Source organism: Polaribacter sp. Q13, assembly GCF_016858305.2.
GTDB lineage: Bacteria > Bacteroidota > Bacteroidia > Flavobacteriales > Flavobacteriaceae > Polaribacter.
In genome coordinates this window covers 2,104,203-2,119,135 of the sequence record NZ_CP074436.1, presented here as the reverse complement: position 1 = coordinate 2,119,135, position 14,933 = coordinate 2,104,203, and the positions used below count along the sequence as shown (strand labels likewise).

15 protein-coding genes and 1 tRNA gene are annotated in these 14,933 nt (G+C 30.0%); 8 read left to right on the top strand and 8 right to left on the bottom strand.

The genetic code is table 11. The features are described 5' to 3' along the window. Positions 1-29 precede the first annotated feature (29 nt). Positions 30-2,123, bottom strand: a complete 2,094-nt coding sequence (locus JOP69_RS08960; RefSeq protein WP_203394146.1) for a S46 family peptidase — start codon at positions 2,121-2,123, stop codon at positions 30-32. A 38-nt stretch (positions 2,124-2,161) separates the two neighbouring features. Next, the gene (locus tag JOP69_RS08955) at positions 2,162-3,046 is read right to left on the bottom strand and encodes a sterol desaturase family protein (protein WP_203394145.1); all 885 of its coding nucleotides are present in this window, start codon (positions 3,044-3,046) and stop codon (positions 2,162-2,164) included. A 257-nt stretch (positions 3,047-3,303) separates the two neighbouring features. On the opposite strand from JOP69_RS08955, the gene JOP69_RS08950 reads away from it, so the two are divergent. Then, positions 3,304-3,624, top strand: a complete 321-nt coding sequence (locus tag JOP69_RS08950; RefSeq protein ID WP_203394144.1) for a 2Fe-2S iron-sulfur cluster-binding protein — start codon at positions 3,304-3,306, stop codon at positions 3,622-3,624. A 23-nt stretch (positions 3,625-3,647) separates the two neighbouring features. On the opposite strand, the gene JOP69_RS08945 is transcribed toward JOP69_RS08950, so the two are convergent. The 4 genes from JOP69_RS08945 to JOP69_RS08930 form a co-directional block, all read right to left on the bottom strand. Beyond that, a complete protein-coding gene (locus JOP69_RS08945; protein WP_203394143.1) occupies positions 3,648-4,463 on the bottom strand; it encodes a purine-nucleoside phosphorylase in 816 nt (271 codons plus the stop codon). A gap of 93 nt (positions 4,464-4,556) precedes the next feature. Continuing rightward, positions 4,557-5,174, bottom strand: coding sequence for a TIGR04282 family arsenosugar biosynthesis glycosyltransferase (locus JOP69_RS08940; protein WP_203394142.1), 618 nt, complete (start codon positions 5,172-5,174; stop codon positions 4,557-4,559). A gap of 189 nt (positions 5,175-5,363) precedes the next feature. Next, the gene (locus JOP69_RS08935) at positions 5,364-5,852 is read right to left on the bottom strand and encodes a rhodanese-like domain-containing protein (protein WP_203394141.1); all 489 of its coding nucleotides are present in this window, start codon (positions 5,850-5,852) and stop codon (positions 5,364-5,366) included. A 220-nt stretch (positions 5,853-6,072) separates the two neighbouring features. Beyond that, positions 6,073-6,783, bottom strand: coding sequence for a DUF547 domain-containing protein (locus JOP69_RS08930; RefSeq protein WP_203394140.1), 711 nt, complete (start codon positions 6,781-6,783; stop codon positions 6,073-6,075). 344 nt (positions 6,784-7,127) lie between these two features. On the opposite strand from JOP69_RS08930, the gene fabD reads away from it, so the two are divergent. After that, positions 7,128-8,015 (top strand): ACP S-malonyltransferase, encoded by an 888-nt coding sequence (fabD, locus tag JOP69_RS08925; protein WP_203394139.1) that lies wholly within the window; start codon positions 7,128-7,130, stop codon positions 8,013-8,015. A 233-nt stretch (positions 8,016-8,248) separates the two neighbouring features. Here fabD and JOP69_RS08920 read toward each other — a convergent pair whose 3' ends face one another. Further along, a complete protein-coding gene (locus tag JOP69_RS08920) occupies positions 8,249-8,515 on the bottom strand; it encodes a hypothetical protein (protein ID WP_203394138.1) in 267 nt (88 codons plus the stop codon). A 732-nt stretch (positions 8,516-9,247) separates the two neighbouring features. Next, positions 9,248-9,320 (bottom strand) — tRNA-Phe (locus tag JOP69_RS08915). A 124-nt stretch (positions 9,321-9,444) separates the two neighbouring features. Between JOP69_RS08915 and JOP69_RS08910 the strand changes: the two genes are divergently transcribed. The 6 genes from JOP69_RS08910 to JOP69_RS08885 are packed head-to-tail and all read left to right on the top strand — an operon-like array spanning position 9,445 to position 14,859. Then, positions 9,445-10,173: a type III pantothenate kinase gene (locus tag JOP69_RS08910; RefSeq protein ID WP_203394137.1), complete on the top strand. Its 729-nt coding sequence runs from the start codon at positions 9,445-9,447 to the stop codon at positions 10,171-10,173. Beyond that, positions 10,170-11,459, top strand: a complete 1,290-nt coding sequence (locus tag JOP69_RS08905; protein WP_203394136.1) for a hypothetical protein — start codon at positions 10,170-10,172, stop codon at positions 11,457-11,459. Before JOP69_RS08910 ends, JOP69_RS08905 begins: the two co-directional genes overlap by 4 nt. A gap of 15 nt (positions 11,460-11,474) precedes the next feature. Continuing rightward, positions 11,475-12,806: a lipopolysaccharide assembly protein LapB gene (locus JOP69_RS08900; protein ID WP_203394135.1), complete on the top strand. Its 1,332-nt coding sequence runs from the start codon at positions 11,475-11,477 to the stop codon at positions 12,804-12,806. 6 nt (positions 12,807-12,812) lie between these two features. Then, entirely contained in the window at positions 12,813-13,376 is a 564-nt protein-coding gene (lptC, locus tag JOP69_RS08895) for an LPS export ABC transporter periplasmic protein LptC (protein ID WP_203394134.1), read from the top strand. Between the two features lies 1 nt (position 13,377). Beyond that, positions 13,378-13,578 carry a hypothetical protein gene (locus JOP69_RS08890; protein WP_203394133.1) on the top strand — a complete coding sequence of 67 codons (201 nt, stop codon included), beginning with the start codon at positions 13,378-13,380 and terminating at the stop codon, positions 13,576-13,578. A 15-nt stretch (positions 13,579-13,593) separates the two neighbouring features. After that, positions 13,594-14,859, top strand: coding sequence for a hemolysin family protein (locus tag JOP69_RS08885; protein ID WP_203394132.1), 1,266 nt, complete (start codon positions 13,594-13,596; stop codon positions 14,857-14,859). Positions 14,860-14,933: the final 74 nt, after the last annotated feature.

The window sequence follows — 14,933 nt, the reverse complement described above, 5'->3', positions numbered from 1 at the left end:
CCTTTTTTAATACTTAATATATACTTTAATTATTTATTTTTCTTCGGATGTACTAATGTCATTTCATCAATTAAATGAGTTGCTCCGGCATATTTATCAACAATAAATAATACATATCTCACATCTACCATGATGTTTCTACAAATCTCAGGATCGTAGTTCATATCACTCATGGTTCCTTCCCAAACTCTGTCAAAATTTAAACCAATTAAGTTTCCTTCCGCATCTATTGCAGGGCTTCCAGAGTTTCCACCTGTGGTGTGATTTGTACCTAAAAAACAAACGGGAACTTTACCTTTTTTATCTGCATACTGTCCGTAATCTTTCGTTTTGTATAATTCACGTAATTTCTTTGGAACATCAAACTCATAATCTCCAGGAATATATTTTTCTATAACTCCATCTAAATAACTCACCGGATTGTAGTACACCGCATCTCTTGGAGCGTAGCCTCTAACTTGTCCGTACGTTACACGTAAAGTACTGTTTGCATCCGGAAAATAGCGTGCGTTTGGCAACGCTTCCATCAATGCTTTCATATAGGTTTTTTGCAAGGCTAAAATGGGTTCATTTTTTTGTTGATACTCTTTGTTAATAGCATTGTAAAATGCTTCAATCATTGGTTTTGCATATTGATAAGCAGCATCTTTATTTAATTTTTTAAGCACCTTTTTGGCATTTCCATCAAACAATTTTAAAGAAGTATCTAAGTTTGTGAAAGCCGTTTTTTCATAAATACTAGCATCAACATTTTTGTTGTAAAAAGGCATCACATTTTTAAAAACACCTTTATCTACGCCAACATCATAATTTTTATGAATCCTTTTTAAAGTGTTTTCTATGGCAACTTTAGCTTTGTCAAAAGAAGTAGGATCTTTTTTAACAGCTTGTTCAAATTGATACGCTCTAAAGGTCATTGACATTAATTCATTGGTAACTAAAAAGACCTCAATAAAGTTTCTTCTTTTAATATTTATAGGCCCAAAATCTTTATACAAACGATCAAATTCAGGGAGAATATTACCATACTTTTCAGTTAAGTTTTTTTCTGCCAACGCTTTTGTAAATGTAGCTTCAAAGTCTTGTCTTTTTTCTACGGCATTACTTTTTTGAATTCCTAAATTTTCTCCAATCCATTTTTTCCAATAATTTGCTATTCTAGCTTGTTTAGAAGCATATTTGATACGAATTTCATCACTCGTTTTCATTTTTGCGTCAATTACTTTTAAAGCAGCTTCTCTAATGGCAATATTTGTTGGGTTGTATTCTTGTGTAATATGCTTAACGGCAACAGCAGGTAAATATTCATCTGTACTACCAGGAAAACCAAATACTAAGGTAAAATCTCCTTCTTCTACACCGTCTAAAGAAACGGGTAAAAAGTGTTTTGGTTTGTATGGCACATTATCTTTGCTATATTTTGCAGGATGATTATTTGCATCAGCATAAATTCTGAACATCGAAAAATCACCAGTATGTCTAGGGAAAACCCAATTATCTGTGTCGCTACCAAATTTACCGATACTTGTTGGAGGTGCACCTACTAAACGAATATCGTTAAAACGTTCTGTGACAAACAAAAAGAATTGATTTCCTTTAAAGAATGATTTTATTTTGGTATGTTGCCAAGGCTCTTTGGTAATTGTCTTTTGTAAAGCATTGCCATTTTTTGTGATGATAGCTTGTTTTTCTTTTTCCGTTAACGAATCATTAATACCTTGGAGAACAGTATCTGTTACGTCTTCAATTTTAACAATAAACTCAATATATAAACCTGGGTTTGGTAATTCTTCTTCTAAATTCATCGCCCAAAAACCATCTTTTAAATAATCATTTTCTAAAGTAGAATGCGCTTGAATTTGCCCAAAACCACAATGATGATTGGTTAAAACTAAACCTTTTGGAGAAATAATTTCACTAGTACAACCTCCATTAAAATGCCCAATAGCATCTTTTAAACTAGAATTGTTGACGTCGTAAATGTCTTTTGCTGTTAATTTACTTCCTAAAGAAGTCATTTCTTGCTCATTCATTCCTTCTAAAAGAGACGGAATCCACATACCTCCTTGTTGTGCAGAAACTTGTACAAATAGGAATAAAAACAGTATTTTAATATATTTCATATTGATAAAAATTAAGAACGATAAAGATACAAAAAGGGTTACTTTTTACCTAGAGGATATATTTCTTGATGTATAAAATCTTCAGGAAATTGGTTTTCATCATCAAAGCCTAATTCGATATCTCTACCAGAATACGGAATGTAATTTGTTTTAAAAATGTAATCCCAAATACTTAATGTAATTCCGAAGTTAACACCGTTTTTTCTGTCTTCTGGTAGTTCTTTTACATGATGCCAAATATGCATTTTCGGGTTGTTTAAAATATATTTTAACCAACCGTAATCCCAATTAATATTTGCATGATTTAAATGCCCTATGGTAATATTAAAAAAATGAACAAAAACAACATCTTGAGCAGAAAATCCTCCAATAATAGCCAACGGAATGTATTTTAAAGAATTGTAAACCACAGGCTCCATCCAATGATAACGTAAGTGTGCCGCAAAGCCCATTTCTTTTACAGAGTGATGCACTTTATGGAAATTCCAAAGAAACTCAAAAGTATGTAATAGTCTGTGCGTCCACCATTGTACAAAATCTACCACAATAAAAAAGATAAAAATTCTAGCCCAAAATGGAAGGTTGTTAATTTCTATCAATTGAAAATTGGTAATAGACAAACCTACAATTCCTAAAAGATCATCAAACAATTGTGCTGCAGAGTTAGATAGTGCAATCAATACAATCAAATTCAATAAAAAGAAATTGAAAAACATGTAAAAGGTATCCAGCCAAAAGTCTTTTCTAAAAATAGACTGATTTTTTCGCCAAGGAAAAATAATTTCTAAACCCCAAACAACCAATGAAATAATAATCAATCCATAGAAATAGTTCTCCCAGTTGAGTTCCATTAAAACAGATTGTTTTACGTAATTCCAATAATCGGAATAAGAGTTTTTTATGATGTCTAGGTATTTGTTCATTTGTTAGAGATAAAGATTTTTCAGGCTTTTAAATCTGAATGGGTTGGTCATGAATTAATATTAATACTTACAGTTAAACGTTATCTTTACAAAGATAAAATTTCAGTTAGATTTAAGTTTGATGGCCTTTTTTTATTATAATAAACAGCAAAAAATGTTATTTATAACAAGGCAAAAATACTCAACTAAGTTAGGTATTTTGTAATAAAGAAAAAAAGAATATAGTAAGTCTTAAGACAAAATAAAGCAATAACCCCATGTATAACATACATATAGAAGACAGTTCTGGAGTTTTAAGTACATTGACTTTTGAACCCAACGAAACACAAAATTTAATGGTCTTTATTGTGGATGCTTTGGCAGAAGATATTGGCGATTGTAGAGGAAGAGCTTGGTGCGGTACTTGTATGGTACAGCAATTAAAAGGTGCTTGTAAAATCAATAAAATAGGGGATGAGCAGACTATATTAAACAAATACCCAGAATATTTTAATACGCGTTTGGCATGTCAAATTTTTCTAAACGCAGACTTACATGAAACTACCTGGAAGGTTTTAGATTCTAGACAATTTATGTAGCCTGCTTTTATATAACATAGAAGTTAAAGTTCTTTAATAACTTCCTTAAACAATGCAATCATTTTAGGTTCTGCTTTACCGGCAATCGCTATAATTTCTTCAATATCTACAGGTTGTAAATTTTTAGGGTCGCACTCATCCGTTAACACAGAAATAGCTGCACAAGGCAAGTTCAGTTGTTTTGCAACAATTACTTCTGGCACAGTACTCATGCCAACAGCATCCGTTTCTAAAATTTGTAACATTCTGTATTCGGCTCTCGTTTCTAATTGCGGACCTAATAAACTTGTATAAACTCCTTGATGTAGTAAAATGTTTTGTTCTTTAGCAATGGCACTAATTTTGGCATTAATATCTTTTGAGTATGGCTCTAACATATCTGCAAAAATGTTACCAAAAGTATTGGCTCTTTGAAAAGCTAAAGGAGAGCTTCCTTGTAAATTAATGTGATCTTCAATCAGCATTAAATCTCCTCTTTTATAGTTGAGGTTTATTGCTCCTGCAGCGTTAGATATTAGTAGGTTTTGAATGCCTAAACCGTGCATGGTTCTAATTCCGTAAGTTACTTCCCACGGATTATAACCTTCGTATAAATGAAAACGTCCTGCCATTACAAGTACCTTTTTACCAGATAATTCTCCGTAAATTAATTTACCAGAATGAGACTCTACAGTGGCTACCGGAAAATTTGGAATATCGGAATACGAAATTTCTTTTTCTATTGAAATTTCGTCCACTAGTTTTCCTAATCCTGTTCCTAAAACAATTCCTATTTCTGGATTTGTAATTCCGTTTGATTTTAAAAAATCGATGGTTTCTTGTAATTGTTGTTTTTTCATTTATGCTGAATTTAGTTCAGTATCTGTTGTCTGGTCGAGTGTAGTAGAGAACTGAATAATGTTACCTCTCGCCCGCACTCGAGGGAAATTTTGTTATTTTAAAAATTGTGCAAATGCAGGATGATGCTCGATGTCTTCAAAAACATCAACATCATTTAATGTTGGTAACAAAAATACTGCTTTATCTTGTAAATCTGCTAAGGTATCTTTTCTAACTGAAGCCGTCCCCCAATCTTTGTTTTTAAAGATGTTTTCTTGCAAAGCATTCATACCTAAAAGATAATAACCACCATCTTCTGCAGGTCCTAAAACCACATCATTAGAGTTTAGTTGGTCGAATGCATTTTCTATGTTTTCTGATGTTATATCATATAAATCGCTGCCAATAATCATTACTTTTTTATAACCAGCATCAAAACTATTTTTAAAAGCATTTAACATTCTAATGCCTAAATCTTCTCCAACTTGTTGGTGTTTTTGATAGCTATTTGCATCCCAAATATCGTTTTCTCTAATTTTTACAGAATAATAAACCGCTTTATCTGATGTTACTTTAGAAGTTACTTCTTTCGTTTTATCTAATAAGAATTTATAGATTTCTAAGGCAGTTTTATCACCAACTATTTTAGCTAAACGTGTTTTTGCTTTGCCTAACTCCGGATTTCTGGTGAAGATTAATAATAAATTTTCACTATTTGATTTTTTTAACATGATTAAATAAAGATAATATTGTCGTTGAAAAATTACCACAGAATTACTTATCCTATGTTTCTATGTGATAAGAATTTTTTATAGTGTTGTTAACACAAGAGTGATCACTGAAAACTGTTACTGTACACTGCAAACTTATTTAAAATACACAACAGTGATCACTGAAAACTGCAACTGTCTACTGCAGACTTATTCATAAACCTTTTCTCCTTTAAAAAGCCATTTGCTCCATTTTTTATTAAAAGTATGGATTTTCTCTGTGGTATTCCCTAAAGTATCAAGGACCTGATAATTATTGTTTTTCCACTCAAAAATTCCGCCATATAAATTAAAAACGTTTGTATACCCTTTTTCAATTAATTGATGTGCAATAATTTCAGAACGGATACCTAATGAACAATACACTACAATTTTTGCGCTTTTGTCTTCTGGTAGTTTTTCTAAAGTTTTATGGATATTAAAATGATTAAAACCTACAAGAATAGCGTTTTTTAAATGACTGACTTTATATTCTTTTTCTTCTCTAGCATCTAAAAGAATAGCATTTCTAGTTGCTAATGTATCTACAGAAATATAAGGAACATTGTTTTTGTTGAATTTGTTCAATAATTTATCCAACTTCTTTTGTGCAGATAATGTTGATGTTATCAGTAGAAAAAGAATTAAAATTTTCTTCATTTTATACTTATTTGTTCCTTTGGTAGATGTTATTTGAATTTAATTTCTAGAGCTATTTTTTTTAGAGTTTTCTGAAAAGGTAAGCAGCTTGTATTAATTTATAAAGTTAAAGTTTTTTTATTTTATACAATTGTAAAATCTTTTTTATAACACGCAACAAAGAACTTGAGAACAAGTTCTTTGTTGCGTGTTATAATGTTTTTTATGAAAAATAAAAATACTATTTTCCGTTTAAAGTCCAATCATATTTTAAATAACTAATTTTAGCTTTTGGGCTGATTTTAGTTTCTGAATACGTATTTAAAAAATCGATAATTGAACCGTTTTTTATAAAATCTTCTTTAAACCAATTGAAAATAGAAGATATTTGAATGTTGTTTTCTGTAATTTTATTTCTCGAAGTATCGTTTACAAAACCTTTCATTAAAAGCGTTAATTCTGCTTCTACATTTTGTTCTGTAAATGCTTTGTTCCCTAATTTTGGACAAGAACCAGAAGCACAATTTACACCAACATGTATTTTTGGATCTGAGAATTGTTTTCTTAAAATGGTATGTTCTATATGATCTAAAGTGTAGGTTTTTCCGCCAACTTTAGCAAACGGAATTTTCCAAGCTATGAGCCCGTTTTGTTTGATGTCTGTAATACTTTTTAAAGGATAATTGTCTAAAATTATTTTAATAGTATAGGCATTGTAGGCATTAATCCAAAAGGCTTTTTGTTTGTTTTTTGACCATGAATTATCTGGAGTCGTTTTTTCTAAATAAGAGAGATAATTGTTTAATTCTGATGAATTTTGTTTCAGAGATTTGTAATCTACAATTCCGTTTTTGGTAACATTTTTTTGCAATAAATCGTTAAATATTGATGTTTGCGCATTTGTATTGGATAATGTAAAAAGAGTAACTATTACTAAAAGAATTTTTTTCATTGTTTTGTGTTTTCTAAATATATAGACGAATTTTTTTTAAGTTGATTACAAATAATAACTGAAAATTTGGTTATTTGGTATTGCTTTTAAGATATTTTCTTAATACTTATTTGCTACCTTTTAAATACAAATAGTTTGCATACAAGTTTAGCCCCGATTGCAGTACTTCGACTACGCTCAGTATAAACTAATGTTTGAGCTCTTTTTTATGCTGTTTCTGAATAAAAAAAGCGAGTGCCTTTCGACGGCGCTCAAGATAAACTCCTAGCGGGATTAGCTTCTAATAAAAATGATTATTTTTGCAAACAATTAAACGAATAAACAACTACACAAAAATACAATTTATGAAAGCATATATTTTTCCGGGTCAAGGAGCGCAATTTACAGGAATGGGATTGGATTTATACGAAAAGTCTGCATTGGCGCAAGAATACTTTGAAAAAGCAAACAAGATTTTAGGGTTCTCGATTACAGATATTATGTTTGAAGGAACGGCGGAACAGTTGAAAGAAACGAAAGTTACGCAGCCGGCAATCTTTTTACACTCGGTAATTTTAGCAAAAGTTTTAGGCGATTCTTTTCAGCCAGAAATGGTTGCAGGACATTCTTTGGGAGAATTATCTGCCTTGGTTGCAAACGGAGTTTTAACTTTTGAAGATGGTTTAAAATTGGTTTCTAAACGTGCTTTGGCAATGCAAAAAGCATGTGAAGCAGCCCCAAGTACCATGGCGGCAGTTTTAGGATTGGCAGATGATGTAGTTGAAGACACCTGTGCAGAAATTGATGGAGTAGTGGTGGCAGCAAATTACAATTGCCCAGGACAGTTAGTAATTTCTGGAGAAGTTGCTGCAGTACAAAAAGCTTGTGAAGTTTTAACGGAAAAAGGAGCAAGAAGAGCGTTGTTATTACCTGTTGGGGGTGCATTTCATTCGCCAATGATGGAGCCTGCAAGAGCAGAATTAGCTGCGGCAATTGAAGCGACTGTATTTAGCAAACCTACTTGTGCTGTATACCAAAATGTGGTTGCGAAGGCGGTTACGAGTCCGGATGAAATTAAAGAAAACTTAATTGCACAGTTAACGGCGCCAGTAAAATGGACGCAATGTATACAAGCAATGATTGCTGATGGTGGAACGGAATTTATTGAAGTTGGACCTGGTAAAGTGTTACAGGGTTTAATGCGTAAAATTGATAGATCTGTGGCTGCTTCTGGAGCGGCTTTGGCTGAGTAGATTTTAACGAAATATTTTATATTAAAAAAACGAACTTGTGAGAGTTCGTTTTTTTTTGTGATTATTGGTTTCGTTAACTGGGTATAATAACCAAAGTTGCGGTTTTGAAACCGTAATTTTCCGATGTTTAAATTTAATATTATTTTGTTTTAGAAACATTCTAATTTATTGAATTAAGCAATTTTTAGACATTGTTGGCTTTTAGTGCTTTTCAATCAAATCGGTTTGTAATTTTAGTTCAGATTTCGTTCTTTTAATATTATTTTAAGCTCGTTATTCTTTTTTGAATTACTTATTAATTTATAAATAAAATAGATAGGAAATAGTAAAGGAATGATCACTATAATATTATTTGAAATAATAGATGAAACAATTCCTATCACGACTATACTGGCAAGAAATCCTATCATTAAAGCACTTATAAATTCAGACTTTTTTAATTTCTTTTTTTCAATTAATAGTTGTTCGTTGGTTAATTCAGAAATATTATTTTTTCCCATAAGTTAATTTTAGATTTCGTTTTGGTATTAAATAAAATTGTTATACATTTTTGTCTGTCGTATTTTGATCCTTTCTATGATTGTCAAAAATTTCAACTTCAGTTTTCAAAAATCCAATAAGTCCAATTCCTAAAGTTATAGCTCCAAAAGATAATTCCTTAAGATTTTCATTACTTATTATGAATAAACCAAAAATCCCATAGGCTAATATCTAAAAAGTAGTCAAGGAAATCGTAATTATTATAATTTTTCCCTTTCTTGGGTTTTCCCATATTTTCTTCTCGAAATTAAGAGATGTTTTAGTTGTGTCTTGAAGTGTTGAAAAGCTAATTGCTAATCCTGTAAAAATTAAAAAAGAATTTAAATTTTCAAATAGAATATTAATGTTTTGAGTTAAGTATTTCATTCCATTAAAATACGGTTTAACTGAAAAATACATAGCAATTATTTTATTGATTTAATTTCTTTTCATTTATAAACTCTTTTTTTTCTATTAACTGCATTAAAGCTAACTCTAACGGTATTAAATCGTTTCAATCTTTTATATCAGAAGTTAACGAAAATAGTTTTTTAAAGATTTAGAAACAAATTAAATTAGTTCTTTTATGGTTGTTTTTAAAACTACATTTTTCCTTGATCGTTTTTAAACAAGTAAATGTTTTTTATTAGCACTTTATTTAGTGTTCTAAAAAGAAAAAACCCTATAAACAATACGTTTATAGGGTTTTTAAGTGGTACCTCCAGGAATCGAACCAGGGACACAAGGATTTTCAGTCCTTTGCTCTACCAACTGAGCTAAGGTACCATTGGTTTAGAAGTTAAATTAACATCTTTGCCTTAGCGGTGGCAAATATACAACCTTTTTTAAGTTGTGCAAGTATAAAATTAAAAAAATCTATTGTATTTTTGATTTTCATATAAAATTAAAGATGAACTTAATAATTGATGCAGGCAATACAAGGATAAAAGTAGCTGTTTTTGAGAATGATACAATTTTTGATATGGTTGTTGTTGATAGAAAAAAAATTTTATCAGAAATAAAAAAAATTTTAAAAAAATATAAAATTAGCCATGGAATTTTGTCTTCCGTGAGTTTTATATCAGAAACAACGATAGAAAAACTACAAAATTTAGTCCATTTAATGGTTTTATCATCATCTACAAATGTTCCTTTTGTTAATTTATATAAAACGCCAAATACTTTAGGAGTTGATAGAATTGCTTTGGTGGCTGGTGCGGTAAATGAATTTCCTAATAAAAATATACTAATTATAGATGCAGGAACTTGTATTACATTCGATTTTGTTAATAAGCAATCGGAATATTTAGGAGGTGCAATCTCTCCCGGAATAAAAATGAGGTTTCTTTCGTTGAATCATTTTACAGCCAACTTACCTTTATTAGAAAAAGAAGAAATGAGTAACGTTATAGGGCGCAACACAAAAGAGAGTATGAATTCTGGAGTTGTAAATGGAGTAATTCAAGAAATTGAAGGCATAATTAATCAATATAAAAAAAAATATATGGATTTAACAGTGGTTTTAACAGGAGGAGACACAAAATTCTTGTCAAAGCAATTAAAAAGTAGCATATTTGCCAATCAAAATTTTCTTCTTCAAGGATTAAATAGAATATTGATATTTAATATAGACAAATGATTAGACATATATTATTAGTTTTTTTACTAATAAGTTCTTTAACTATTACGGCTCAAAGAACAGGATCTTCGCCATATTCTTTTTTTGGTATAGGTGATGAATTTAACCCAATTACAGTAGAACAAAGTGCAATGGGAGGCATTGGAGTTGCCTTTAGCCATTATAAGTATTTAAACTTTACAAATCCCGCTTCGTATGCTAGTTTAAGGTATACAACGTATTCTTTTGGTTTGTTAAATAATAAGTTATCGATAGATAATAAAGGAGAAACACAGTCTTCTAATTCTACAAGTTTAAGTTATTTTACATTGGCATTTCCTCTTGGTCATAAAGCAGGTATGTCTTTTGGTATACAACCGATTTCTTCTGTAGGGTACTCTTTATCTAATTCTATTTTAGATGATAGTGGTGTAATTATAGAGAATACAGCTTTTTCTGGGGATGGTGGTGTAAGTAGAGTTTACTCTAGCTTCGGTATAAAAGTATATAAAGAATTATCTTTAGGTATAGAAGTAGATTATAAATTTGGAAGTATAGATAAGAGTATTACGAGTCAAAGGTTAGGTGTTTCTTTAGCAACTAAATATAAAGAAGCTACCGTTGTTAGAGGTGGTTCTGTAACTCTTGGAGCACAATATAAAAAGGCTCTTAAAAATAAGATGATTCTAAGTGGTGGAGCTACTCTAAAAATGGGGAATGATTTAAAAGTTACTGGAGATGATTATTTATACTCTCTTACTTTTACAGGTTCTGGTTCAGAATTTGGTAGAGATACTATTTCTCAAAATGGTATAACTGGAAATTATAAGTTGCCTTTAAAAACAATTTTGGGAGCAGGTTTAGGGAAAGATGATAAATGGTATGTTGGTTTAGAATACGAAAATCAAGATGCAATAGAAACTACTGGTTTTTTAAATACACCTAATAATGCTTATAAATATGGTAAATCAAATAGAGTTTCTTTAGGTGGTTATTATTTGCCTAAAATAAATTCGATTTCTAGTTATTGGGAAAGAGTTACGTATAGAGGTGGTGTTCGTTTTAAAAAGACTGGTTTATTGGTGGATGGTTCTTCTCCTCATACAAATTATACGTCTGTAGATGACTTTGGCATATCTTTTGGTTTAGGTTTACCATTGAAACAATTATCCTCTCTAAATATGGGGTTTGAATTTGGTAAAAGAGGAACAACCAGTAATAATTTAATTAAAGAAAATTATTTTAATTTTAGATTAAGTTTATCTTTGACAGACACTAATTGGTTTCAGAAAAGAAAAATAGATTAACAAAAAACTAACAAAATGAAGAAAATTACGTTTTTACTAGCTGCAATGTTATTATTAGCATCAGCAAAAACAAATGCGCAAGACGATGCAAAAAGAGAATGTACAATTAAATACAATCTTTTTAAAGGAGATTTCCAATCAAAAAAGTATGAAGAAGCTTTTAAAGATTGGTCTTATTTAATGGATAACTGTAAAGATTTATCGGTAAACATTTATAAATTTGGATCAACTTTAGCAGAAGATGTTAGAAAAGATCCTGTGTTAGCAAAAAGAGTTTACGAACAAAGGCTTCAGTATTACCCAACAGATAATCCTGCAAAAGTACATAGTGATTATGCTACTTATTTGTTAGATAATAAATTAGCTTCTGATGATGAGGTTTTTGCAATTTTAGAAAAAGGATATAGTATAGATCCTACTAAAATGGGCGTAAAGAACTTATATATTTATTTTCAGGGAGTTACAGATAGAAATAAAGATACAAACCCTCAAAAAGTATTTGATACTTATGATGATGTTTTAGAATCTGTAAGTGAAAAATTAGAAGTTTATGCTAAGAAATTAGTAAAATACCAAGATACTACACAAGTTTTAGATAAAAGAGATAAAAGTTTAAAAAGAGCTTATACAATTAACTCTAAAGCATTGGGTACTGTAGAAGGTGGTTTAGATGCTATTATTTCTGAAATTGCTACCTGTGAAAGATTAGTGCCATTATACAGAAGAGATTTTGAAGCAAATAGATCTAATGCTGTTTGGTTAAAAAGATCAGTTTCTAGAATGTTTAACAAAGGTTGTGAATCAGATCCTTTGTATCAAGAGTTAGTAAGAGCTTATGCAGAAGCATCTCCTTCTCCTGAAGCATATTCATTCTTAGCGAGTGTTTTAGAAGATAATGGAGATACAACTGGAGCAAATTCAATGAGAGAAAAATCATTTAATTTAGAAACAGACCCTTTAAAGAAAGCAAAATATAAATTAAAGTTTGCACATGCAGCTAAATCTAGAGGACAGTTAAGTAAAGCTAGAAGTTTAGCTAGAGAGGCTTTAAGTTATAATCCTAATTTAGGTAAAGCATATTTATTTATTGGAAGTTTATATGCTTCTAGTGTAAATAATTGTGGTAGTGATGAATTTGAAAAAAGAATGGTATATGTTGCTGCTTTAAACCAAGTGCAAAGAGCTGCCTCTGTAGATCCAAGTATTTCATCAACAGCAAGTTCATATATTAGAAGTTATAGAGGAAATGTACCAAGTAAAAAAGTTATTTTTACTGCAGGTGTAAATCCAGGTAGTAGTTATACAATAAAGTGTTGGATAGGAGAAACTGTAAGAGTTCCTAATTAATCTTTTGTGAATAATTATAAAAAAATATTATATAAAAGCATTGCTGTACTATTTGTTACAGTAATGCTTTTTTCTTGCTCTAACAACACCAAAGAAGTTAGAGATTTTTTGGCATCTAAAAACTTACCAGTTAGTATCGCAAAAAATGCATTTCATGTATATAAAGATTCAGGTAGAATTACTTCAAAATTAATAACACCTTTATTGTACGATTTTAGTAATAGAAAACAACACCCTTATAATGAATTTCCGAAAGGAATAGAAATTGTAAATTTTGAAGGAAAGGATTCTGTTACCATTACAGGCGATTATGCTTTGTCATATTCAAAGACGCTAATCTCTGAAATTAAGGGCAATGTGGTTGTTGTAAACCCTAAAGAACACTCTAAATTAAAAACAGAGCAATTGTTTTGGGATCAAAAGACCAATTACTTTTTTTCTGAAAAAGCATTTACATTAACTACTTTAAAAGATACTATTTATGGTGTTGGTTTTGAATGTAAAGAAAATTTAAGCAAATATTTAGCTAAGAAAACAACAGGAAGGTTAGTAACTTCAGAAAAAGAATAAAATGAATACAGTTTGGAAAATATTTCAATATGGCTATTTAGTAGTAGCTATAATATGTTTAATAGAAGGCATTGTTAGATGGAGTGAGGAAAGAGAAAAAGCATATTTGTTTCTTGGAGCTTCTATTTTTATTACCTTAGTTTTTTTCTTTAAAAGACATTTTAGAAAAAAAGTAGAAACAAGAAATAACCAAAACCAATAGATTATAAATTTCTTGATGGAAATTGAAGTCATAATTATACTAATCTCAATTATTCTTTCCGCATTCTTTTCGGGAATGGAGATTGCATTTGTATCCGCCAATAAACTACATATAGAGTTAGAAAAAAAAAGAGAAGGTTTTATTCCTAGACTTCTTAACAAAATTACCCAAAAGCCATCAAAATTTATTACTACCATGCTAGTTGGTAATAATATTTCTTTAGTAATTTATAGTTACTACATGGGGGAAGTCTTAATTAGCATTCTACCTAATGATATTTTTAATGAATTTTCTACCCTTCTTATACAAACTATTATTTCCACAATAATCATATTAATTACGGCAGAATTTTTACCAAAAGCAATTTTTAGAATTTATGCAAATGAAGTATTAAAGATCTTTGCTTTACCAGCTTATATTTTTTATGTTTTATTTCACTTCTTTTCTGAAGTGATTACTTTGATATCAGATTTTTTCCTTCGTGTTTTTTTTAAAACAAATGCAGAAGAACAGCAAACGGAGTTTAGTAAAGAAGAATTAGGGTATTATATTACCGAACAATTAGAAACGGGTAATAATGATGATGAAGTAGATTCTGAAATTCAAATTTTTCAAAATGCACTCGATTTTCATAATGTAAAAGCAAGAGAGGTTATGGTTCCTAGAACCGAAATTGTTGCTGTAGAATTACACGAAAAAGTAAGCAATTTAAAAAACATTTTTATAGATTCTGGTTTGTCTAAAGTATTAGTTTATAAAACATCTTTAGATGATGTAATAGGGTATATAAATGCCTTTGAACTCTTTAAAAAACCAAAAACTATTAAATCTATTTTATTACCTGTAGAGATTGTGCCAGAATCTATGATGATCAACAATATTTTAAATAGTTTAATGAAAAAACGAAAAAGTGTTGCTGTTGTGGTTGATGAATATGGTGGGACATCTGGAATGATAACTGTAGAAGATATTGTAGAAGAATTATTTGGGGAAATTGAAGACGAACATGATAGTCAGGAATTTTTAGAAAAGAAAATATCTGAAACTGAATTTAACTTTTCGGCAAGATTAGAGGTAGATTATTTAAATGAAGAATATAATTTAAATATACCAAAATCTGAGGCTTATGAAACTTTAGGAGGTTTTATTATAGAACAAACAGAAAATATTCCTACCGAAAATGAAGTGGTTGATATTGAAGATTTTGAGATTAAAATCTTAAAAATGAGCAGTGCTAAAATAGAAGAAGTTCGTTTAAAAAAAGTAGATGAAGATGCTTAGAATGTCTCTTTATTTTTAGAACTATTTAGTTACTACTAATAAGTATAAAATCGGTTGCAATATTAAAACCCAAA